General features: G+C 73.8%; 23 protein-coding genes. 16 read left to right on the forward strand and 7 right to left on the reverse strand.

Annotated elements, in window-relative coordinates; genetic code table 11:
- The first annotated feature begins 120 nt into the window (after positions 1-120).
- The gene (locus tag GQS52_RS19075; protein WP_259370858.1) at positions 121-960 is read left to right on the forward strand and encodes an AfsR/SARP family transcriptional regulator; all 840 of its coding nucleotides are present in this window, start codon (positions 121-123) and stop codon (positions 958-960) included.
- A gap of 5 nt (positions 961-965) precedes the next feature.
- On the opposite strand, the gene GQS52_RS19080 is transcribed toward GQS52_RS19075, so the two are convergent.
- Positions 966-1,661 (reverse strand): ScbR family autoregulator-binding transcription factor, encoded by a 696-nt coding sequence (locus tag GQS52_RS19080; protein WP_182314579.1) that lies wholly within the window; start codon positions 1,659-1,661, stop codon positions 966-968.
- Between the two features lie 465 nt (positions 1,662-2,126).
- Between GQS52_RS19080 and GQS52_RS19085 the strand changes: the two genes are divergently transcribed.
- Both GQS52_RS19085 and GQS52_RS19090 read left to right on the forward strand, forming a co-directional pair.
- Complete coding sequence (locus GQS52_RS19085; RefSeq protein ID WP_182314580.1) at positions 2,127-2,486, forward strand: histidine triad nucleotide-binding protein; 360 nt, start codon at positions 2,127-2,129, stop codon at positions 2,484-2,486.
- Between the two features lie 9 nt (positions 2,487-2,495).
- On the forward strand, positions 2,496-3,416 hold the full coding sequence (locus GQS52_RS19090) for a ribonuclease Z (protein ID WP_182314581.1): 921 nt from the start codon (positions 2,496-2,498) through the stop codon (positions 3,414-3,416).
- 73 nt (positions 3,417-3,489) lie between these two features.
- Here the strand turns inward: GQS52_RS19090 and GQS52_RS19095 are convergent, their stop codons facing one another.
- Entirely contained in the window at positions 3,490-4,821 is a 1,332-nt protein-coding gene (locus GQS52_RS19095) for a 6-phospho-beta-glucosidase (protein ID WP_182314582.1), read from the reverse strand.
- Between the two features lie 131 nt (positions 4,822-4,952).
- Between GQS52_RS19095 and GQS52_RS19100 the strand changes: the two genes are divergently transcribed.
- From GQS52_RS19100 to era, 6 genes are all read left to right on the forward strand, one after another.
- A complete protein-coding gene (locus GQS52_RS19100; protein ID WP_182314583.1) occupies positions 4,953-6,293 on the forward strand; it encodes a PfkB family carbohydrate kinase in 1,341 nt (446 codons plus the stop codon).
- A gap of 251 nt (positions 6,294-6,544) precedes the next feature.
- A complete protein-coding gene (locus tag GQS52_RS19105; protein ID WP_182314584.1) occupies positions 6,545-7,528 on the forward strand; it encodes a PhoH family protein in 984 nt (327 codons plus the stop codon).
- Between the two features lie 50 nt (positions 7,529-7,578).
- A complete protein-coding gene (gene ybeY / locus GQS52_RS19110) occupies positions 7,579-8,067 on the forward strand; it encodes an rRNA maturation RNase YbeY (protein WP_182314585.1) in 489 nt (162 codons plus the stop codon).
- Between the two features lie 32 nt (positions 8,068-8,099).
- Positions 8,100-9,527, forward strand: a complete 1,428-nt coding sequence (locus GQS52_RS19115) for a hemolysin family protein (RefSeq protein WP_182316565.1) — start codon at positions 8,100-8,102, stop codon at positions 9,525-9,527.
- Between the two features lie 124 nt (positions 9,528-9,651).
- Positions 9,652-10,005, forward strand: coding sequence for a cytidine deaminase (locus GQS52_RS19120; RefSeq protein WP_182314586.1), 354 nt, complete (start codon positions 9,652-9,654; stop codon positions 10,003-10,005).
- A gap of 174 nt (positions 10,006-10,179) precedes the next feature.
- The gene (gene era / locus GQS52_RS19125) at positions 10,180-11,130 is read left to right on the forward strand and encodes a GTPase Era (protein ID WP_182314587.1); all 951 of its coding nucleotides are present in this window, start codon (positions 10,180-10,182) and stop codon (positions 11,128-11,130) included.
- 50 nt (positions 11,131-11,180) lie between these two features.
- Here era and GQS52_RS19130 read toward each other — a convergent pair whose 3' ends face one another.
- The gene (locus GQS52_RS19130) at positions 11,181-11,450 is read right to left on the reverse strand and encodes a protealysin inhibitor emfourin (RefSeq protein WP_182316566.1); all 270 of its coding nucleotides are present in this window, start codon (positions 11,448-11,450) and stop codon (positions 11,181-11,183) included.
- 5 nt (positions 11,451-11,455) lie between these two features.
- Positions 11,456-12,520, reverse strand: coding sequence for a M4 family metallopeptidase (locus GQS52_RS19135; protein WP_182314588.1), 1,065 nt, complete (start codon positions 12,518-12,520; stop codon positions 11,456-11,458).
- Between the two features lie 318 nt (positions 12,521-12,838).
- On the opposite strand from GQS52_RS19135, the gene leuA reads away from it, so the two are divergent.
- The 7 genes from leuA (at position 12,839) to GQS52_RS19170 (ending at position 19,414) form a co-directional block, all read left to right on the forward strand.
- Entirely contained in the window at positions 12,839-14,614 is a 1,776-nt protein-coding gene (leuA, locus tag GQS52_RS19140; protein ID WP_182314589.1) for a 2-isopropylmalate synthase, read from the forward strand.
- 235 nt (positions 14,615-14,849) lie between these two features.
- Entirely contained in the window at positions 14,850-15,509 is a 660-nt protein-coding gene (locus tag GQS52_RS19145) for a TerB family tellurite resistance protein (RefSeq protein WP_182316567.1), read from the forward strand.
- Positions 15,510-15,573: 64 nt separating this feature from the next.
- Positions 15,574-16,320, forward strand: a complete 747-nt coding sequence (recO, locus tag GQS52_RS19150; protein ID WP_182314590.1) for a DNA repair protein RecO — start codon at positions 15,574-15,576, stop codon at positions 16,318-16,320.
- A gap of 10 nt (positions 16,321-16,330) precedes the next feature.
- Positions 16,331-17,188, forward strand: coding sequence for an isoprenyl transferase (locus tag GQS52_RS19155; protein WP_182316568.1), 858 nt, complete (start codon positions 16,331-16,333; stop codon positions 17,186-17,188).
- A gap of 136 nt (positions 17,189-17,324) precedes the next feature.
- Complete coding sequence (locus tag GQS52_RS19160) at positions 17,325-18,194, forward strand: nucleic acid/nucleotide deaminase domain-containing protein (RefSeq protein WP_182314591.1); 870 nt, start codon at positions 17,325-17,327, stop codon at positions 18,192-18,194.
- A 110-nt stretch (positions 18,195-18,304) separates the two neighbouring features.
- Positions 18,305-19,036 (forward strand): IclR family transcriptional regulator C-terminal domain-containing protein, encoded by a 732-nt coding sequence (locus tag GQS52_RS19165; protein WP_182314592.1) that lies wholly within the window; start codon positions 18,305-18,307, stop codon positions 19,034-19,036.
- A gap of 48 nt (positions 19,037-19,084) precedes the next feature.
- On the forward strand, positions 19,085-19,414 hold the full coding sequence (locus GQS52_RS19170; protein WP_182314593.1) for a putative quinol monooxygenase: 330 nt from the start codon (positions 19,085-19,087) through the stop codon (positions 19,412-19,414).
- A 168-nt stretch (positions 19,415-19,582) separates the two neighbouring features.
- Here GQS52_RS19170 and GQS52_RS19175 read toward each other — a convergent pair whose 3' ends face one another.
- The 3 genes from GQS52_RS19175 to GQS52_RS19185 form a co-directional block, all read right to left on the reverse strand.
- Positions 19,583-20,032, reverse strand: a complete 450-nt coding sequence (locus tag GQS52_RS19175) for a transcriptional repressor (protein ID WP_182314594.1) — start codon at positions 20,030-20,032, stop codon at positions 19,583-19,585.
- 145 nt (positions 20,033-20,177) lie between these two features.
- Complete coding sequence (locus GQS52_RS19180; protein ID WP_259370859.1) at positions 20,178-21,071, reverse strand: metal ABC transporter permease; 894 nt, start codon at positions 21,069-21,071, stop codon at positions 20,178-20,180.
- Entirely contained in the window at positions 21,068-21,862 is a 795-nt protein-coding gene (locus GQS52_RS19185) for a metal ABC transporter ATP-binding protein (protein WP_182314595.1), read from the reverse strand. Before GQS52_RS19185 ends, GQS52_RS19180 begins: the two co-directional genes overlap by 4 nt.
- Positions 21,863-21,882: the final 20 nt, after the last annotated feature.

Here is a 21,882-nt window from a genome sequence, read left to right on the forward strand (position 1 = left end):
CGTGAAAAAAAACCGCTCCTGTGGTATTTTTTCAAGGAGGGGAGTGTGCCATGACCCCGTCAGTCGTTCCACCTTGTCGGATGAACTGCCCTCGAAGGGGTCGCCGCAATGGACGTTGCCGTGCTCGGACCACTGACCGTCAGATACTCGGGACTCTCCGTGGTGCCCACCGCGGCCAAGCCCCGTCGACTCCTCGGCCTGCTGGCGGTCCGCGCGGGTCAGCCGGTTCCGGTGGAGACCATCTGTGCGGAGTTATGGGGAGGCGACCGTCCGCGCACGGCCCATCTCACGCTCCAGGGGTACGTCTCCTCCCTGCGTGCCCGCGTGCGGGCCGCGGCCGAGCAGGGGAGCGGCGGGGAGGAACCGGTCGACCCCAAGGAGATCATCGTCGGAACCAGCTGCGGGTACGTCCTCAGGGCAGGGGAGAGCAGCAGCGACGTGCGGGAGTTCGACCGGCTGGCCGAGGCCGGGCACGAGGCCCAGAAGTCCGGGAACCACCGCCTCGCGGCCCAGCGTTTCGGCCGGGCACTGGCCCTGTGGCGCGGCCCGGCGCTGGCCGACGTGCGCAGCGGCCCCGAACTGCACCGTGAGGCGCTCCGCCTGGAGGAGTCGCGGCTGAGCGTGCTCGGCTGCCGGGTCGAGGCCGACCTGAACATGGGGCGCCATCACGCGCTGGTGGGCGAGATCGCAGCGCTCTGCGCGCAGTACCCGCTGCACGAGGGCCTGCACCGGCAGCACATGATCACCCTCTGCCGGGTGGGGCGGCGCCTTGATGCGCTACGCGCGTATAACCGGCTGCGCGCTGCCCTCAAGGCCGCCCAGGGCATCGAGCCCTCGATCGAGCTCAAACGCCTCCACCACCAGGTCCTGCACTCCCGCATCGCCCCCTTCGCCGGAGCGGTCGAACCGATGCCCGCACTGTCCGCCACGTCCGGGGGCGGCGAGGCCACCGTGGCCTGAGGGCGTCACCGCTGTCCGGCGGTGGAAGGCACCTCCCCGTTCCGGGGTCCGGCCGCGGGACGCCCTCCGGACCGGTTCCGGAGCGGGGGAGGCGTCCCGCCGGGTGCCTCCGTGCGCAGGCGCGGCAACATCCCGCACGCGGCGATGCCGGGCAGCAGGTGCTGCCACAGCGCGGTCACGCGCGCGGACAGGTCCCGGTGGCCGCCGCGGGCCCGGTCGAGCACCTGGGTGCCGATGAAGCTTCCGACCAGTAGTTCCGCGGTCTCCTCCGGGTCCACGTGCGGCAGCAGCTCGCCCTCCGACAGGGCGGCGGCCAGCAGCCGCTCGTACGCCTCGATCCACGCCTGGTAGGGGGCGGCGCCCGGCAGGCCGAAGACCCCGCCCTCCACGGTGAGCCGGATGCCGGCCCGCAGCACGACGTCCGTCTGCAGCCTGTCGGCGATCCGCAGGCTCGTGTCGATCAGGGACTGCAGGGGCGAGTCGCCCTCGACCACCTGCAGCACTTCGCCCTGAGCGGCGACCACACCGCGGGCCAGGTCCTCCTTGGAGGTGAAGTGGAAGTACAGGGCCCCCTTGGTCAGCGCGCCGCGCGCCAGGATCTCGGCGATGCTCGCGGACTCGTAGCCCCGCTCGTCGAAGATGGACGCGGCAGCCTCCAGGATCGCCTGCCGTGTCCTGACCGCCCGCTCCTGCTTGGCCACTGCACCTCCTGTTTCCCGGTTTCGAGACGGTTTTGCGGGCAGGCGTCGGAACATGCCCTGAGGAAATAAACCACTCGGTCTGTATATTTTAGCCCTTCCGTACACTTTCGGTGACGCCACTTGCCGACAAGGGCGGCAGCGGTGGAGATTCGTCCCGTTCGCAGGGGAGTCCGGCCAGGCCCGCCGCAAGAGGCGGCGGGTTCGCGCCGCGGCCGATTGCGGAGGAACGGGATTCGCGGCGCTTCGCCCGACGGCTCGCGCCCGGACGAGCACGGGAGCACGGGAAACCGCGGCGGACTCGGCGGGGGCGACTGTCCGGATTCTAGGCCGTGGCCCGCGCCGCCGACGGCGGCTTTGCCCTCCCGACACCCGCCTGCGCGGACCGGGCGCCGTCGGGGTCGGCCCGGTGTCGCCGCGGGCCGATAGCATGCCGCCCGTACGGCACAGCTGATCCAGGAGGGCCCAGTGGCCGGTGAATCGCAGGCGGACTGCCTGTTCTGCAAGATCGTCGCGGGCGGCGTGCCGGCGACCGTGGTGCGCGAGACCGAGACCACCGTCGCGTTCCGGGACATAAACCCGCAGGCCCCGACCCACGTCCTCGTCATCCCCAAGGCGCACTACCCGGACGCGGCCTCGCTGGCCGCCGCCAAGCCCGAGGTGGCCGCCGACGTGCTGCGCGAGGCACGCGAGGTGGCGCTGGAGGACGGCATCGACGGGACCGGCTACCGGATCGTGTTCAACACCGGGACCGGCGCCGGCCAGACCGTCTTCCACGCGCACGCCCACGTCCTGGGCGGCCGCGGCCTCGAGTGGCCCCCCGGATAGGGTCCCCGCATGTCAGTGCGTGAACTGGTCGTCCTCGGCACGGCCAGCCAGGTCCCCACCCGGCACCGCAACCACAACGGCTACCTGCTGCGCTGGGGTTCGCACGGCCTGCTGTTCGACCCGGGCGAGGGAACCCAGCGGCAGATGCTGCGGGCCGGCGTCGCCGCCCACGACCTCACCCGGATCTGCGTCACGCACTTCCACGGGGACCACTGCCTGGGGCTGGCCGGGGTGGTGCAGCGCATCAACCTGGACCGCGTGCCGCACCCGGTCACCGCGCACTACCCGGCGAGCGGGCAGCGCTTCTTCGACCGGCTGCGGCACGCCAGCGCGTTCCGCGAGACCGTGTCGATCCGCCAGGCACCGGTGAGCGCCGACGGTGTCCTGGACACCACGGAGGACTTCACCATCGAGGCCCGCCTGCTGTCGCACCCGGTGGAGGCGTTCGGCTACCGGCTGGTCGAACCGGACGGGCGGCGCATGCTGCCCGGGCGGCTCGCCGAGGCCGGCCTGTCCGGGCCCGCCGTGGGCCGGCTGCAGCGCGAGGGCGCCGCCGCCGCGCCGGACGGGCGGACGGTCCGCCTGGAGGACGTCAGCGAGCCGCGCCCCGGGCAGAGGTTCGCCTTCGTCATGGACACCCGGCTGTGCGAAGGGGTGTTCGCCCTCGCCGAGGACGCCGACATGCTGGTGATCGAGTCCACCTTCCTCGCCGAGGACGTCTCCCTCGCCACCGAGCACGGCCACCTGACGGCCGGGCAGGCCGGGCGGGTGGCGGCGCAGTCCGGCGTCCGGCACCTGGTGCTCACCCACTTCTCCCAGCGCTACACCGACCCCGCAGAGTTCGCCCGCCAGGCCCGGGCGGCCGGCTTCGACGGCGAGCTGACCGTCGCCGCCGACCTGATGCGCGTCCCCCTGCCCAAGCGCCGCTGACCGCGGCGGCCGACGGGCGGGCGGGAAGGCGGCAGGAACCGTGCCCGGACCCGGGCCGGGACCGGCGGGCGGGTCAGGGGCGGCTGCGGTCGAGGATGCGGGCGGCGGCCGCGGCGGAGTCGACCAGGGGGTGCAGCGCCAGGGCGCGGACCGCGGCGGCCCGGGAGCCGGTGGTGGCGGCCTCGATCGTGGCGCGCTCGACCGCCTTGAGCGAGAGCATCAGGCCGGCCTGGTCCTCGCGCACCGGTCCGGCCGCCAGCGGCACCGCCCCGCCCGCGCCCACCGTGCACACCGTCTCGACCACGGCGTCGGCGTCCAGGAACGGCACGGCCGAGCGGTTGCGCACGTTCAGCACCAGCGTCGTGCGCTCGTCGTTGCGGATCGCCCGCATCAGCGCCATCGCGACCCGGTCGTAGCCGCCGCCCTCCAGGTCGGAGGCGTCCCGCTCCCAGGAGCCGGAGGCCGCCCGGGCCTCGGCCAGGTAGGTCTCCTCGCGCTCCAGCCGGGTGTGCTCCCACAGCTCGTACGCCTGGTCGGGGCGTTCGGCGGCGGCCGAGAAGAACGCCTCCTGCTGGTCGCGGAGGAACTCCCCGCGGGTGGTCTCGGAGGCCCTCACCGCGGCCAGCGCCTCGCGCCGGAAGTAGTAGTAGTGCAGGTACTCGTTGGGCAGCGCGCCCAGGACCCGCAGGAACCCGGCCCCGAAGAGCCTGCCCTCCTCGAACGAGGCCAGCGCCTCGTCGTCGGCCAGCAGCTCCGGGAGCCGGTCGCGGCCGTCGACCACCAGGCGGCGCAGCCAGCCCAGGTGGTTGAGCCCGACGTAGTCGTACATCGCCCGGTCCGGGTCCGCGCCCAGGGCGCGGGCGGCCCGCCGGCACAGGCCGACGGGGGAGTCGCAGATGCCGATCACCCGGTCGCCGAGCACCCGCGACATCGCCTCGGTGACCGTGCCCGCCGGGTTGGTGAAGTTGATGACCCACGCCTCGGGGGCCAGCGCCGCCACCCGCTCGGCGATCGCGGTCGCCACCGGCACGGTCCGCAGCCCGTACAGCACGCCGCCCGCGCCGACCGTCTCCTGGCCCAGCACGCCCTCGGCGAGGGGGGCGCGCTCGTCGCCAACCCGTCCGTCCGTCCCGCCCACCCGGATGGCGGAGAAGACGAAGTCCGCTCCGCGCAGCGCGTCGTCGAGGTCGACGGCGGCGCGGAAGGACACCGGCGCGGGCCCCGGGCGCGCCGCGGCGACCCGCTCCAGCACGGACAGGACCACCTTCAGCCGTGCCGGGTCGGTGTCGTGCAGGACCAGCTCCACCGGGGCCCCGTCGCGGCCCAGCACGGGGGCGTCCTCCAGCAGTGCCCGGTACACCAGCGGGACCCGGAAGCCCCCGCCGCCCAGTACGGTCAGCCTCATCTGCTTGCGCCCTCCAGCCGCCGCGGCCCGAACGGATCCGGTGCAACGTACCGCAGCGGGCGGCGGTCGGCACGGAGGGATCCGGTGGGTCGGGACGGCCCGCGCCGGAGGACTTGGAGGATGCTGGGCACATGACGGCAGGGCACACGGCGGACGGGCGCGCCGCGGACGGACGGGCCGCCGGCGGACAGGCCGCGGACGAGCGCACCGGGGGCGAGCGCACCGGGGAAGCACGGAGCGGGGGCGGTCGCGGCGCCGCGGGGACGGTCGCCGCGGGGACGGCCGGCGCGGGGACGGGCGGCGCGGGGACGGGCGGCGGCGCGGTGGTGGCGGCCGGTGCGGCCTCGGTCGGCGGCGCGGCCCGGGGCGTGGTGCTCGACCCGCTGGCGGCACTGCGCACGCCCGACGACCCGCCCTGCGACGTCTACCTGACCGGCACCGTCTTCCTCGACATCATCTTCACCGGCCTGGACAGCGCCCCTGTGTGCGGCACGGAGACCTGGGCGCGCGGGATGGGCTCGGGGCCGGGCGGCGTGGCCAACATGGCCACCGCCCTGAGCCGGCTGGGCCTGCGCACCTCCCTGGCGGCGGCGTTCGGCGACGACGTCTACGGCGACCACTGCTGGGACACCCTCTCGCTCGACGAGGGGATCGACCTGTCCCCGTCCCGCAAGATCGCCGGCTGGCACTCGCCGGTCACGGTCTCCATGGCCTACGACGGCGAGCGCACCATGGTCTCGCACGGCCACGACGCCCCGCCGCTGGCCTGCGCCGGGGCCCCGCCGACCCCGCCGCCGGCCAGGGCGTGCGTCGCCTCCCTGGTCCCGGGCCGCCGGGAGGAGTGGATCGCCCGGGCGCACGCGCAGGGCAGCCGGGTCTTCGCCGACGTCGGCTGGGACGAGAGCGGCCGCTGGGACCCGGCGGACCTGGCCGACCTGGAGCACTGCGAGGCGTTCCTGCCGAACGCCGCCGAGGCCGTGCGCTACACCCGCACCGACTCCCCGGAGGCCGCCGCCCGCGCCCTCGCCGAGCTGGTGCCGGTCGCCGTGGTGACGACGGGCCGGGCCGGTGCGGTGGCGGTCGACTCCTCCACCGGGGAGAGCGCCGCGGTGCCGGCCCTGGCGGTGGAGGCCCTGGACCCGACCGGCGCCGGGGACGTGTTCGTGGCCGGCTACACCACCGGGGCGCTGGCCGGGTGGCCGCTCGCGGACCGCCTCGCCTTCGCCAACCTCACCGCCGCCCTGTCGGTGCAGGAGTTCGGCGGCGCCCTGGCCGCGCCCGGCTGGGCGGAGATCGCGGCCTGGTGGAAGCACGTCAAGCAGTTCGACGACCAGGAGACCTCCACCGGCGCCGGCGACGTCCTGCGCCGCTACGCCTTCCTGGACGACCTGCTGCCGGGACGGTGCGGCCGGCGCACCCTGCGCCGCGCGGTGCCCACGATCGGCTTCGGCCGCCCCGCCCCCGGCGACTGACAGCATTCCGGCGGCCGGCGGCGCCCCGGCGGTTGACGGCCGCGGACGCCGCGGCCTCCCGCGCGCCCGCGGGAGCACGCGAAAGCGCCTGCGCGTGCGCCCGCGGGAGCACCCGTGCGGGTGCGTGCGCGGGCGTTCGTACGAAAACCCCTGGCACCCCCGGCGCCCTCCCGTCGTACCCTGGTGGTGAAGGCCCACGAGGCGTGTCCCACATACGAAAGCGGGATGAGAGCAGGCCCTAGAGCCGGCCCATGACTCAGACACCGACGCAACCGCAGGCACGTGCCCACTTCGTCGTCCCGGCCAAGCACCCGATGGTCAGCGTGCTGGGTTCCGGCGACGCCCTCCTGCGAGTCATCGAGAACGCGTTCCCGTCCACCGACATCCACGTCCGCGGGAACGAGATCAGTGCGACCGGCGACGCCGCCGAGGTCGCCCTCGTCCAGCGGCTCTTCGACGAGATGATGCTGGTCCTGCGCACCGGTCAGCCGATGACCGAGGACGCGGTCGAGCGCTCCATCGCCATGCTCCGCGGCACGGGGGAGGGCGGCGCCGAGAGCCCCGCCCAGGTGCTCACCCAGAACATCCTGTCCAACCGCGGCCGCACCATCCGTCCCAAGACTCTCAACCAGAAGCGCTACGTCGACGCCATCGACAAGCACACGGTCGTCTTCGGGATCGGCCCGGCCGGTACCGGCAAGACCTACCTGGCGATGGCCAAGGCCGTGCAGGCCCTGCAGTCCAAGCAGGTCACCCGGATCATCCTCACCCGGCCGGCGGTGGAGGCCGGCGAGCGGCTGGGCTTCCTGCCCGGCACGCTCTACGAGAAGATCGACCCGTACCTGCGGCCGCTGTACGACGCCCTGCACGACATGCTCGACCCCGACTCCATCCCGCGGCTGATGGCCGCCGGGACGATCGAGGTCGCCCCGCTGGCGTACATGCGCGGACGCACCCTCAACGACGCCTTCATCATCCTGGACGAGGCGCAGAACACGAACCCCGAGCAGATGAAGATGTTCCTGACCCGGCTCGGGTTCAACTCCAAGATCGTGATCACCGGAGACGTCACCCAGGTGGACCTCCCCGGCGGCACGAAGAGCGGCCTGCGCCAGGTCCAGGAGATCCTGGACGGTGTCGAGGACGTCCACTTCTCCCGCCTGACCAGCACCGACGTGGTCCGCCACAAGCTGGTCAGCCGGATCGTGGACGCCTACGACCGGTACGAGAACTGAACATCCGCATCCCCCGCGGGACCCGAGAACGACAGGGCAACGACAGCACGATGGCGATCGACGTCAACAACGAGTCCGGCTGGGACATCGACGAGGAAGCGGTGCTCGACGTGGCCCGCTACGCGCTCCAGCGGCTGCGCATCCACCCGCTCTCCGAGCTGTCGGTGATCGTCGTCGACACCGAGGCCATGGAGCAGCTGCACGTGCAGTGGATGGACGAGCCCGGCCCCACCGACGTCCTGTCCTTCCCGATGGACGAGCTGCGTCCGGGCAAGGAGGACGAGGAGCCGCCGCAGGGCCTGCTCGGCGACATCGTCCTGTGCCCGGAGGTGGCGAAGAAGCAGGGCGCCGACGCCGGGCACTCCATGGACGAGGAGCTGCAGTTGCTCACCGTCCACGGCGTCCTGCACGTCCTGGGCTACGACCACGAGGAGCCCGACGAGGAGCGCGAGATGTTCGGCCTGCAGAAGGCGATCCTGGACGGCTGGCGCGCCGAGCGCGGCGTCGAGGGTCCCTCTCCCGCCCCGACCACCCGCTGACCGCCGTGGAGTCCGGAAGTCCCGACTCGACCATGGTGGTCGCCGCCGTCCTGCTCGTCGTGGTGGGCTGGCTGGCGGCCTGCGCCGAGGCCGGCCTGGCCCGCGTCTCCACCTTCCGGGCGGAGGCGGCCGTCCGCGCCGGCCGGCGCGGCGCGGAGAAGCTGACGGCGGTCGCCGCCGACCCGACGCGCTACCTGAACGTGGCGCTGCTGGTGCGCGTCGCCTGCGAGATGGCCGCCGCCGCACTGGTGACGGTGGTGTGCGTGCACACCTTCGAGGAGACCTGGCAGATCCTGGCCGTCGCGATCGGCGTGATGGTGGTGGTCTCCTACGTCGCCCTCGGCGTCTCGCCGCGCACCATCGGCCGCCAGCACCCGCTGAACACCGCCACCGCCGCCGCCTATGTGCTGCTGCCGCTGGCCCGGATCATGGGCCCGGTGCCCCGGCTGCTGATCCTCCTCGGCAACGCGCTCACCCCCGGCAAGGGCTTCCGTCAGGGGCCGTTCGCCTCCGAGGCGGAGCTGCGGGCCATGGTGGACCTGGCCGAGTCGGAGTCGCTGATCGAGGACGAGGAGCGCCGCATGGTGCACTCGGTCTTCGAACTCGGCGACACCCTCGTGCGCGAGGTGATGGTGCCGCGCACCGACCTGGTCGTCATCGAGCGGTTCAAGACCATCCGGCAGGCGCTGACCCTGGCGCTGCGCAGCGGCTTCTCCCGCATCCCGGTCACCGGGGAGAACGAGGACGACATCGTCGGCGTCGTCTACCTCAAGGACCTGGCCCGCAAGGTGCACATCAACCGGGACCTGGAGAACGAGCTGGTCTCCACCGCCATGCGCCCGGCCACCTTCGTCCCCGACACCAAGAACGCCGGCGACCTGCTGCGCGAGATGCAGCGCGACCGCAACCACGTCGCGGTGGTCGTCGACGAGTACGGCGGCACGGCCGGTGTGGTGACCATCGAGGACATCCTGGAGGAGATCGTCGGCGAGATCACCGACGAGTACGACCGGGAGCTGCCGCCGGTGGAGCCCCTGGGCGACGGCACCTACCGGGTCACCGCCCGCCTGACGGTCGAGGACCTGGGCGAGCTGTACGGGCTGGACCTGGAGGACGAGGACGTCGAGACCGTCGGCGGCCTGCTCGCCAAGGCCCTGGGCAAGGTGCCGATCGAGGGCGCCACGGCAGTGGTGGAGGGCCTGCGGCTGACCGCCGAGTCGGTGGCCGGCCGGCGCAACCGGATCGGCACGGTCCTGGTCGAGCGGGCCGAGGCGGACGGCCGGGAGGAGCAGGACGAGCGGGACGGGCCGGACGGGCGGGACGGGAAGGGGCCGCGGGACGAGAAGGACGCGGAGGCCGCCCGGGACGAGGATCAGGGCCGCCGGGACGGGCGGGCCGGGGCCGAGGGGCCGCAGAACCCCGGAGCCGTCCCCGAACTCCGCGGGACCGCCGACCGCTGAGGCGCCCCGCTGCGCCGCACCCGGCGCCCTTCCGGTCTCCCGGCCGGGCGCTTCCCGGGACCGGGCAGCAGCCCGTACGAGCCGCCCCGGACCCCTCCGGGGCGGCTCGTCTACGCTGACGGTCATGAGCGACGAGACTGCCCTGGACCCCGAAGATCTGAAGATCATCACGCTGGCTCGCAGCGCCCGCGCCCGCAACGGCGTCCCGGAGGGCGCGGCCGTACGCGACGAGACCGGCCGCACCTACGTCGCCGGCACCGTCGACCTGCCCTCGCTGAAACTGAGCGCGCTGCAGACCGCGGTGGCGATGGCCGTCGCCAGCGGGGCCCGCGGCCTCGAGGCCGCAGCGGTGGTCGGCTCCGCCGAGGCCGTCGGCGAGGACGACCGCGCCGCGGTGCGCGACCTGGCCGGCGCCGGCACCCCGGTCCACCTCGCCGGACCCGACGGCGTGCTGCGCGCCACCGTCGCCGCAGGCTGAGCCGGACCCCTGCGGCCCGGCCCCGGAGATCCGGCCTCTGCGGCCCGGCCCCGGAAGGCCCGGCCCCGTGCGGGGCCCGCTCCGGGGGCCTGCGCGTGCCGTCCCGTGCCGTCCCGCACCGTCCCGGGCCGTTCCGGCCGGGACGGTGCGGGGGCCGGCCGAACATCGGGGACAATGGGCGCCATGAGCGTTCCTTCCTCCTCCTCCCCGACGCCGCACCGTTCCGGCTTCGCCTGCTTCGTCGGCCGCCCCAACGCCGGCAAGTCCACCCTCACGAACGCTCTGGTGGGCACGAAGGTGGCGATCACCTCGGGGCGTCCGCAGACCACCCGGCACACCGTGCGGGGCATCGTGCACCGCCCCGACGCACAGCTGGTGCTCGTCGACACGCCCGGCCTGCACAAGCCGCGCACCCTCCTCGGCGAGCGGCTCAACGACCTGGTCCGCTCCACCTGGGCCGAGGTCGACGTGATCGGGTTCTGCCTGCCCGCCGACCAGAAGATCGGCCCCGGCGACCGCTACATCGCCAAGGAGCTCGCCGAGGTCAAGCGCACCCCGAAGGTCGCGGTGGTCACCAAGACCGACCTCGCCGACCGGGACCGCCTCACCGAGCAGCTCATCGCGATCGACCGGCTCGGCAAGGAACTCGGCATCGAGTGGGCCGAGATCGTGCCGGTCTCCGCCGTCGCCGGCGACCAGGTCGGCCTCCTCGCCGACCTGCTGGTGCCGCTGCTCCCCGAGGGGCCGGCGCTCTACCCGGACGGCGACCTCACCGACGAGCCCGAGCAGATCATGGTCGCCGAGCTGATCCGCGAGGCGGCGCTGGAGGGCGTGCGCGACGAGCTGCCGCACTCGATCGCCGTCGTGGTCGAGGAGATGCTGCCCCGCGAGGGCCGGCCCGCCGACCGTCCGCTGCTGGACGTCCACGCCAACCTCTACATCGAGCGCCCCAGCCAGAAGGGCATCGTCATCGGCCCCAAGGGCGCCCGGTTGAAGGAGGTCGGCAGCAAGTCCCGCAAGCAGATCGAGGCGCTGCTGGGCACCCCGGTCTTCCTCGACCTGCACGTGAAGGTGGCCAAGGACTGGCAGCGCGACCCCAAGCAGCTGCGCAAGCTGGGCTTCTGATCCGCGGCCCCGGCCCCGGTGCCTGTGCCGCGCCGGGCGGTGCCGTTCCCTCAGTGGCCCTCGGCGAGCACCCGCTCCACCAGTTCGGCCTGCTCCTCGGTCAGGTACGGGTCCGCCCAGTGGGCGGTGCGGCCGCCCGCGCTGATCCCGTAGTGGAAGCCGTCCGGGACCCCGCCGCCGCTGCCCGGCGGCGGGGCGGCGGCGAGCGCCCGGTCGGCCAGCGCGTGCCACTCCGGCGCGTCGGGGCGTCCGTCGGTCTCCACCGCCGCCCGGCGGGTCCGTCCCGCGAACCCGCCGCTGCGGACCACCTCGATGCGCACCGCGCTCATCCCTCCGTCACGACACCGACCTGTGCCCACGCCTTGGAGACGGCCTGCGCCTCCGGTCCGTCCCCGCCGAACCGCTCCCGCGCCGCCCGGGCGGTCAGCGCGGCGAAGTCGGCGAAGCCGGCGTCCGGCCGCAGCCGTCCCCCGGCGAGCACGTCGTACCAGATCTGCCCGGCCCGCTCCCAGGCGTAACCGCCCAGTTCGGCGGCGACGAGGTGGAAGGCGCGGTTGGGGATGCCGGAGTTGATGTGGACCCCGCCGTTGTCGCTGCGGGTCTCCACGTAGTCGTCCATGGTGGCCGGCTGCGGGTCCTTGCCCAGCACGTCGTCGTCGTAGGCGGTGCCCGGGGCCCGCATGTCCCGCAGCGCCCGCCCCCGCACCCGGTCGGTCAGCAGGTCGGCGCCGATCAGCCAGTCGGCGTCGGCCGCGGTCTGCTCCAGGGCGTACTGCTTGACCAGCGAGCCGAAGACGTCGGCCATCGACTCGTTCAGCGCGCCGGACTGGCCGTGGTACTCCAGGGCCGCGGTGTACTGCACCACCCCGTGGGTCAGTTCGTGCCCGATGACGTCCAGGGAGAGGGTGAAGTCCTTGAACACCTCGCCGTCCCCGTCGCCGAAGACCATCCGCGAGCCGTCCCAGAAGGCGTTGTCGTAGCCGCGGCCGAAGTGCACGGTGGCGTCCAGCGGCAGCCCGCCGCCGTCGATCGAGTACCGGTCGAACTCCTCCAGGTAGAGGGAGAACGTCGCCCCGAGGCCGTCGTAGGCCCGGTTGACGGAGGCGTCGGCCACCGCCCCCTCGCCCTCCGCCCGCGCCCTGCGGCCCGGCAGGGCCTGGCGGTGCCCGGCGTCGTACACCGTGCGGCGCGGCCGGGGAGCGGGGGGCCGTTCGACGGCCCGGGGGAGGATCCGTGCCCGCTGCGCCGCGATGCGGGCGTTGCGCTGCAGGACGTCCGTGCCGGCCGTGCGGCGGGCCGCCTCGCGCAGCCGCGGGTCGTCGCTGCGGGCCAGCCGCTCCGTGATGTGGGGCGGAACGATGGTGCAGAACGGAAGTCGCGTGGTTTCCATGGCCGCAATGTGACAGAGGTCATGGCGGGGTGTCCGGGATTGCTGCGATGATTACTGAAAAAGGGTGCAAACCGCCCTTTGCGGTGGACTGCTGTATCAGCGCACCGTCTTGCATGGTGGAATCCGCCCGGCCGTTGATGCGCGCGGCGGACGGGTTGGGCTAGCGTGTTTCCCATCATGCGATTCGGGCTGCTCCTCCTTAGCCGCCGCGGCGAGGGCCTGCACTTCTAGGCCGACCCCCTCCCCGCGGAGTCTGGTGCTGCAGTGATCACGCCGTCGTCGGCCGTTCCGAGCCCCCGCGACAGGAGCCCCTCGCAGATGTCCTCCCACGCCACCGCCGGTGCCGCAGGCAGCCCCACCCCGATCACCGCGGCCACCGTCGCGCAGCGCCCCTCGGGGATGCCGGTCCACAAGTACGCGCCGTTCCAGACCGTGGAGCTGCCCGACCGGACCTGGCCGAACAAGCGGATCACCAAGGCCCCCCGCTGGCTGTCCACCGACCTGCGCGACGGCAACCAGGCCCTGATCGACCCGATGTCCCCGGCCCGCAAGCGCGCCATGTTCGACCTGCTGGTACGGCTGGGCTACAAGGAGATCGAGGTCGGCTTCCCCTCCTCGGGCGCCACCGACTTCGACTTCGTGCGCTCCATCGTCGAGGAGGGCGCGATCCCCGAGGACGTGACGATCTCGGTGCTGACCCAGGCGCGCGAGGAGCTGATCGAGCGCACCGTGGAGTCCCTGAAGGGCGCCCCCCGGGCCACCGTCCACCTGTACAACGCCACGGCCCCGGTCTTCCGCCGGGTGGTCTTCCGCGGCAGCAAGGACGACGTCAAGGCCATCGCCGTCGACGGCACCCGGCTGGTCATGGAGTACGCGGAGAAGATCCTGGGCGGCGAAACCGTCTTCGGCTACCAGTACAGCCCGGAGATCTTCGTCGACACCGAGCCGGAGTTCGCCCTGGAGGTGTGCGAGGCGGTCATGGACGTCTGGCAGCCCGAGGCCGGCCGCGAGATCATCCTGAACCTGCCCTCCACCGTCGAGCGCTCCACCCCCAACCTGTACGCCGACCAGATCGAGTGGATGTCGCGCAACGTCTCGCGCCGCGAGTTCGTGTGCATCTCCGCCCACCCGCACAACGACCGCGGCACCGGCGTCGCCTCCGCCGAACTGGCGGTCATGGCCGGCGCGGACCGCGTCGAGGGCTGCCTGTTCGGCCAGGGCGAGCGCACCGGCAACCTGGACCTGGTCAACGTCGGGATGAACCTGTTCTCCCAGGGCGTCGACCCGCAGATCGACTTCTCCGACATCGACGAGATCCGCCGCACCTACGAGTACTGCAACCAGATGCCGGTGCCCGAGCGCCACCCCTACGCCGGCGACCTGGTCTACACGTCCTTCTCCGGCTCCCACCAGGACGCCATCAAGAAGGGCTTCGAGGCCATGGAGGCCGAGGCGAGGGCCAAGGGCGTCACGGTCGACGAACTGACCTGGGCCGTCCCCTACCTGCCCATCGACCCCAAGGACGTCGGCCGCTCCTACGAGGCCGTCATCCGGGTCAACAGCCAGTCCGGCAAGGGCGGCATCGCCTACGTCCTGAAGAACGACCACAACCTGGACCTGCCGCGCCGGATGCAGATCGAGTTCTCGAAGATCATCCAGGCGAAGACCGACAGCGAGGGCGGCGAGATCACCCCGGCGCAGATCTGGTCCGTCTTCGAGGACGAGTACCTGCCCACCCCCGGCAGCGCCTGGGGCCGTATCGCCCTGCGCAGCGCCCAGAAGCTGACCACCGACGACGGCCGCGACGCGCTGAGCGTCGAGGCCGTCGTGGACGGCGCCGACACCGTGCTGACCGGCCACGGCAACGGCCCCATCGCCGCCTTCATCGACGCCCTGGCCTCCATCGACGTGGACGTGCGGGTGCTGGACTACAGCGAGCAGTCCCTGAGCGAGGGTGCCACCGCGCAGGCCGCCGCGTACGTCGAGTGCGCGGTCGGCGGCAAGGTCCTGTGGGGCGTGGGGACGGACACCAACACCGTCCGCGCCTCCCTGAAGGCGATCGTCTCCGCCGTCAACCGGGCGGAGCGGGGCTGACCGTCCGGGGCCGGCCGCGCGGCCGGCCCCGGGGCGGCACGGCGGGACCGGGAACGGCCCCGGACCCGGGCGCGGACCCGGCTCCGGGGCCGTTCCCGGGGCCCTCGGCCCGCGGTGTGTTTTCGGCTGACTTCGGGCGGGGTACTGACGTCGCATCACGACTGTGGTTAACATCACGTTCACATGCCGGGACAGGCGCTCGACGAGGAGGCCGGAGGTACTGGCTGTGCTGCGGATCTTGGGCCTGTGCGTATGGGGCGTGCGGACGGTCTGGCACACCGAGTCCGACGGGGTCTTCTTCTGCCCCGACTGCGGCGGCGACCGCAGCTACCGGCGGCGCACCGGCCGCAGGCTGCTGACCGTCATGGGCCTGCCGGTCGCCCCCCGCGGGCAGGCGGGGCCGGTCGTGGAGTGCTCGGCCTGCCACGGCCGCCACGGCACCGAGGCCCTGGAGCACCCCACCAGCGCCCGCCTGACCGCCATGCTCCGCGACGCCGCCCACGCGGTGGCCCTGGCCGTCCTCGTCGCCGGCGGGCCGGACAGCCGCCGGGCGCGCCGCGCCGCCGCCGAGGCGGTCCGCGAGGCCGGGTTCCCCGACTGCACGGAGGAGGAGCTGAGGGCCCTGCTCGCCGTGCGGTGCCCGGACGGGACCCCGGCCGACGACTGCGGGAACAGGCTGGCCGAGCAACTGCGCGACGCCCTCGGGCCGCTCGCCGGCCACCTCGCCCTCCAGGGCTGCGAGCACCTCCTCGTCCAGGGGGCCCGCATCGCCCTGTCCGACGGCCCCTACCTGCCGGCCGAACGCGAGGCCCTGGCCGCCGTCGGCCGCTGCCTGATGATGTCCCCCGAGCACACCGACAGCACCCTCGAGGCCGTCGCCCGCACGCCTTCCTGAACCGCCGGGCCGGTGCGCCCGGGGCGGCGCCCGGCGGGCCCGGCGGCTGCGGGACAATGGGTCCATGAGTCTGTTCCGCGACGACGGCATCGTGCTGCGCACCCAGAAGCTCGGTGAGGCGGACCGGATCATCACCCTGCTGACCCGCCGCAACGGCCGGGTGCGGGCCGTCGCGCGCGGGGTGCGGCGCACCAAGTCCAAGTTCGGCGCCCGGCTGGAGCCCTTCTCCCACGTGGACGTGCAGTTCTTCGCCCGCGGCGGCGAACTGGTCGGCCGCGGGCTGCCGCTGTGCACGCAGGTGGAGACGATCGCCCCCTACGGCGGCGGCATCGTCACCGACTACGGCCGCTACACCGCCGGCACCGCGATGCTTGAGACCGCCGAGCGCTTCACCGACCACGAGGGCGAGCCGGCCGTCCAGCAGTACCTGCTGCTCGTCGGCGGCCTGCGCACCCTGGCCTCCGGCGCCCACGCGCCCCACCTGGTCATGGACGCCTTCCTGCTGCGCTCCCTCGCGGTCAACGGCTACGCGCCCAGCTTCGACGCCTGCGCCAAGTGCGGAATGCCCGGCCCGAACCGTTTCTTCTCGGTGGCCGCCGGCGGCTCGGTGTGCGGGGAGTGCCGTCCGGCGGGAAGCGTCGTACCCTCTCCGGAGTCCCTGGAACTCCTCGGAGCCCTGCTCACGGGGGACTGGGAGACGGCGGACGCGTGCGAGGCGCGCTTCTGCCGGGAGGGCAGCGGCCTGGTGGCCGCCTATCTGCAGTGGCACCTGGAGCGGGGCCTCCGCTCGCTGAGATACGTGGAGAAATAAGCGCATGGCCATGGCACGTCGCGGGTTCCTGGGTCGGCAGCGTCGGGAGTACCGGGCCCCCGACCCGCACCCCTCCGGCGCCCGGCCGCCCGAGATCCCCTCCGACCTGGTGCCCAAGCACGTGGCGGTCGTCATGGACGGCAACGGCCGCTGGGCCAAGGAGCGCGGCCTGCCGCGCACCGAGGGCCACAAGGTCGGCGAGGGCGTCGTCATGGACGTCCTCAAGGGCTGCCTCGAACTCGGCGTGAAGAACCTGTCGCTGTACGCCTTCTCCACCGAGAACTGGAAGCGCTCGCCCGACGAGGTCCGCTTCCTGATGAACTTCAACCGGGACGTCATCGCGCGCCGCCGCGAGGAGATGCACGAGCTGGGCATCCGCGTCCGCTGGGCCGGCCGGATGCCCAAGCTGTGGAAGAGCGTCGTCCAGGAGCTGCAGATAGCGGAGGAGCGCACCCGCGACAACGACGCCATGACGCTGTACTTCTGCGTCAACTACGGCGGCCGCGCCGAGATCGCCGACGCCGCCGCCGCCCTGGCCGCCGACGTCAGGGCCGGGAAGCTGGACCCGTCCAAGGTCAACGAGAAGACCCTGGCCAAGTACATGTACCACCCGGACATGCCGGACGTGGACCTGTTCCTGCGCCCCTCCGGCGAGCAGCGCACCTCCAACTTCCTCATCTGGCAGTCCGCCTACGCCGAACTGGTCTTCCAGGACGTGCTGTGGCCGGACTTCGACCGCCGCGACCTGTGGCGCGCCTGCCTGGAGTACGCCCAGCGCGACCGCCGCTTCGGCGGCGCCCAGCCCAACGAGGCCCCCGCCGCCCCCGCCGCCCCCGCCGCCCCCGGCGAGGAACCGACCGGAGTCTGACGGCGCCGCGGGCCCCCGCCGCCGGGCAGGGCCCCGGACGAGGCCCGCAGGGCCCCCGCCGGCGGCGTGTGGTGAACTTTCCCGGTTGTACCGCCCGCCCGCGCGCGGGAACGCACGGCAGAACCGGAGAGAGGGAATGACGGAGACCGACGGGCTGCTCGCCGACCGGCGCGCGGACGACGCGCCGCGGACGTTCGACGGGGCCGCCGGCGGCGACCCGGCCGCAGCGCCGCCCGCGGTGCTGCGGATCGCCGGGACGGCGGTGCCGCGGCAGGTCGGCCCGTACTTCACGAGCGACCCGGCCGACCCGGTCGAGCTGCACCGGTACGCGCAGGCGGCCGGACTGGCCGTCCTGGGGGACACCGCGCGGCGGCACTGGGCCCGCCTGGGCTCGGACAGCGGCTACGAGATCTGCGCGGACCCGGACGGCGTCGTGCGGGCGGTCCTCCTGGACTGGGACGAGCCGCTGCGCTTCGTCAACACCACCCCCGAGGCGTTCGCGGACGGCCTGCGGGCGCTGGACGAGGCACTGGCCGGGTTCGCGGCGGCGAAGGACGGGACGGAGGCGACCACGGCCTTCCGGCGGCTGAAGGAGCGGCTCGCGCAGGCCGACCCGCAGGCGCTCGCGGACCCGGAGAGCTGGTGGCCGCTGGTGCTGGACGACATCCGGCACACCTCGGGCACCGAGTGGTACGCCGCCGTCGAGTACCGGGACGCCTCCGGGAAGCTGACGATCGTCACCGCCTCCGGGGGGATCTGCCTGCACCCGGAGGAGCGGCTGTGGGCCGAGCTGCACGCCGCGGGCGTCGAGCCCGAGCAGGTCACCCGCATCCACACCGACCTGGAGGTGTGCTTCATGCCGGGCCACTACTGCTCGATGTGGATGGCGCAGCTCTTCCCCGACGCCGAACTCACCCACGGCATCCCCTACGGCGAGACGGCCGAGTCCCGTGCCGAGGGGCTGCGCCTGCTGCGCGAGAGGACCGCCCGGCAGAGCCGGGACTGACGGGCGCGGTCGGGGGACCGGGGCGGGGCGTTCGGGCCGGTCCTCGGGGACGGGGGTGGGTGGCGGCGGTACCCTCGTGGCTGCGAAGCCCACCCGAAAGGATCAACGCCATGCCCGGGCCCCAGTCCGTGGACCGCGCGCTGGTCCTGCTGGACGCGGTGGCCGACGCGCCGGGACCGCTGAGCGCGAAGGCGCTCGCGCGGCGCGCGGGGTGTTCGCTGTCGACCGTGTACCACCTGCTGGGCCCCCTGACGGCGCGCGGGTACCTGATGCGGGGCCCGGAAGGATACGCTCCCGGGCCCCGCATCCCCTCCCTGCACCGGTCCTTCCAGCGGCACACGGGCGCCGGGACGGCGGTCGCCGCGCTGCTGCGGCACGTGCGGCGGGCCACCGGCGCCGAGGCGTACTTCACCGAGTACCGCGGCGGACGCATCACCGTCGTCGACACCACCGCGCCCCTCACCGACACCCGGCACCCTTTCGCCCCAGGACCCGAGACCCGGGCGCACGCCACCGCCCACGGCAAGGCCCTGCTCGCCCCGCTGCCCCGGGCCGCACGGCGGCGCTACCTCGCCGACCACGGGATGGCACGCCTCACCGAACGCACGATCACCGACGAGGAACGCTTCGAGGCGGAGCTCGCGGGCGTCCGGGACCGGGGCATCGCGGTCTCCGTCGGCGAGGCGGACCCGGCCTACACCTGTCTCGCCGTCCCGCTGTCCGGCCGTCCCGACCGCGCCCTGTCCGTCTCGCTCCCCGTCGAGGACTTCCGGCGACGCCGGGGCGAGGTCGGCTCCCTCCTCGCAATGGCCGCGGCCGCGTTTCCGGCAGCGTCGGAATGAACCCGCCCGCGGCTGGCCGCAGGCTGCCGGACACTGCATCGTGAAGCCATGATTTTCATCGCCGTACGCTTCACCGTCCGCCCGGAGCACACCGACGAGTGGCTGTCCCTCGTGGGCCCCTTCACCGAGGCCACCCGCGCCGAGCCGGGCAACCTCTTCTTCGACTGGTCCCGCGACGTCGACGACCCGAACAGGTTCACGCTGCTGGAGGCGTTCGAGGACGACGCCGCGGGAGCGGCCCACGTGCAGTCCGACCACTTCGCGGCAGGGCTGGCCGCGATGGCCACCGCCATCGCCGAGACGCCCGAGATCATCAATGTGAACGTTCCCGACCAGCACGGGTGGGGCCCCATGACCGAGCTCGCCCCGCAGGAGTAGTCCGGATCGTCGCCGCCGCGTCTTCGCGCCCGCGCCCTGCGCGCCGGCGGAGGCGGGAGCACCGGCCCGGTCCCGGACGGGGGCGCGCCGGTCCTCGGCCTCGGCGGACACGGCCCGCCCCCGGCCCGGGGCAGTGGTGTGCAGCTGTGCCGGGGCGCGGGCGGCGGTTCAGGCGCCGGCGCCCGAACCGGCCTCGACGGCCCCGGCCGCCTCGGCCTCGGCGCAGGTGGCGCAGGTGCCGAAGATCTCGACGGTGTGGGCGACGTCGACGAAGCCGTGGTCGGCGGCGACCGCCTCGGCCCAGCGCTCGACGGCGGGGCCCTCGACCTCGACGGCCCGGCCGCAGCGCCGGCACACCAGGTGGTGGTGGTGCCCGCTGCTGCAGCGGCGGTAGACGGCCTCGCCCTCGTCGGTGCGCAGCACGTCCACCTCGCCGGCGTCGGCGAGGGACTGCAGGGTGCGGTAGACGGTCGTCAGACCGACAGAGTCACCGCGGTGCTTGAGCAGGTCGTGCAGTTCCTGGGCGCTGCGGAACTCGTCGACCTCCTCCAGGGCGCTCGCCACGGCGGCGCGCTGCCGGGTGGATCGCCCGCGAACCGGCGGCTTGGCGGTGGTCACCGTTGGTCCTCCTCGTCGGTGGTGCCGTCGTCCCCCCTTCTCGGGGCGGGATCCTTCGGCAGGGTCCCGCCATTGTGCCAGTCGTGGCGGCCGGTCCTTCGCGTCCGTGCCGACGACCCGGCCGGGGCGTCGGCACGGACGCCGGTCAGACCTTCACGTCGTCCCCGGGGGCCCGGGTGCCGGAGGCGCCGGACGCGCACGCCTCCTCCGCGCGGGCCGCACCGCGGGCCCTGCGCCGGGCCAGGGGCGCGGCGAACGCGGCCACCAGGCCGAAGACCGCGATGGCCAGGACGACGATGCTGGCTCCGGGCGGCACGTCCGCGTAGTAGGAGCCGACGGTGCCGCCGAGGGCGACGGCGGTGCCGATGCCGACGGCCGACGCCAGGGTCGCGGAGAACGCCCGGGTGAACTGCTGGGCGGCGGCGACCGGCACCACCATCAGTGCGCTGACCAGCAGCAGGCCGACGACCCGCATGGCCACGGTGACGGTGACGGCGGCGGTGACCGCCAGCAGCAGGTTGAGCAGGCGCACCGGCAGCCCGGTGACCTTGGCGAACTCCTCGTCCTGGCAGACGGCGAACAGCTGGCGGCGCAGTCCGAAGGCCACCGCGAGGACGAAGACCGACAGCACGCAGATGGCGGCGACGTCCTCGGCGGCGACGGTGGTGATCGACCCGAACAGGTAGGTCGTCAGGTTGGCGGTGGAGCCGCCGGGCGCCAGGTTGATGATCATCACGCCGCCGGCCATGCCGCCGTAGAAGAGCAGGGCGAGGGCGATGTCGCCCTGGGCCTTGCCGCGGGAGCGGATGTACTCCATGGCCACCGCGCCGGCCGCCGAGACGAGCACGGCCGTCCACACCGGGTTGGTGCCGGTCAGGAAGCCGAGGGCGACGCCGGTCAGCGCGACGTGCCCGATGCCGTCGCCCATGATCGCCTGGCGGCGCTGGACGAGGTAGGTGCCCACGGCCGGCGCGGTGATGCCGACCAGGACGGCGGCGAGCAGGGCGCGCTGCATGAACGCGTAGTCGAGGAGGTTCACGTGAGCAGTCCCGTCCGGATCGTCTCGGCGTCGGCGCCGGTGTGCGGGTGGACGTGGTCGTGACCGGGCAGGGCGTGCTGGCCGGTGGCCGGCGGCGGGGGGCCGTCGTGCACGACGCAGCCGTCGCGCAGCACCACGGCGCGGTCGATCAGCGGCTCCAGCGCGCCGAGCTCGTGCAGGACCAGCAGCACGGTGGTGCCCGCGGCGACCTGCTCGCGCAGGGTGCCGGCCAGCACCTCCTGGCTGGCCAGGTCGACGCCGGCCATCGGCTCGTCCATGATCAGCAGCTCGGGGGCGGAGGCCAGCGCGCGGGCGATCAGCACGCGCTGGTGCTGGCCGCCGGAGAGCACCTCGACCGGGTCGCCGGCCCGCCCGGCCATGCCGACCAGTTCCAGGGCCCGCGTCACGGCGGCGCGGTCGGCCTTCCGCAGCGGGCCGATCCGGTTGCGGGACAGGCGTCCGGCGGAGACGACCTCGCGCACGGTGGCCGGGACGCCGCCGGAGGCGGTGGTGCGCTGGGGGACGTAGCCGACCCTCCGCCACTCGCGGAAGCGCCGCAGCGGGGTGCCGAACAGCTCCAGGTCGCCGTCGGTGAGCGGCACCTGGCCGACGACCGCGCGCACGGTCGTGGACTTTCCGGAGCCGTTGGCGCCGAGCAGGGCGACGACCTCCCCGCGCCGCACGGTCAGGTCCACGCCGCGCAGCACGCGGCGCCCGCCCAGCACGGCGGTGCCGCCGCGCAGGGATATGACGGGTTCGGCCGCGGTGCCTGCCGCGGGTGATCGGTCCATGGTCACGCCTCCGGGGCTGG

This window comes from Streptomyces sp. SCUT-3 (assembly GCF_014083985.1).
Taxonomy (GTDB): Bacteria; Actinomycetota; Actinomycetes; order Streptomycetales; family Streptomycetaceae; genus Streptomyces_H; species Streptomyces_H thermolineatus.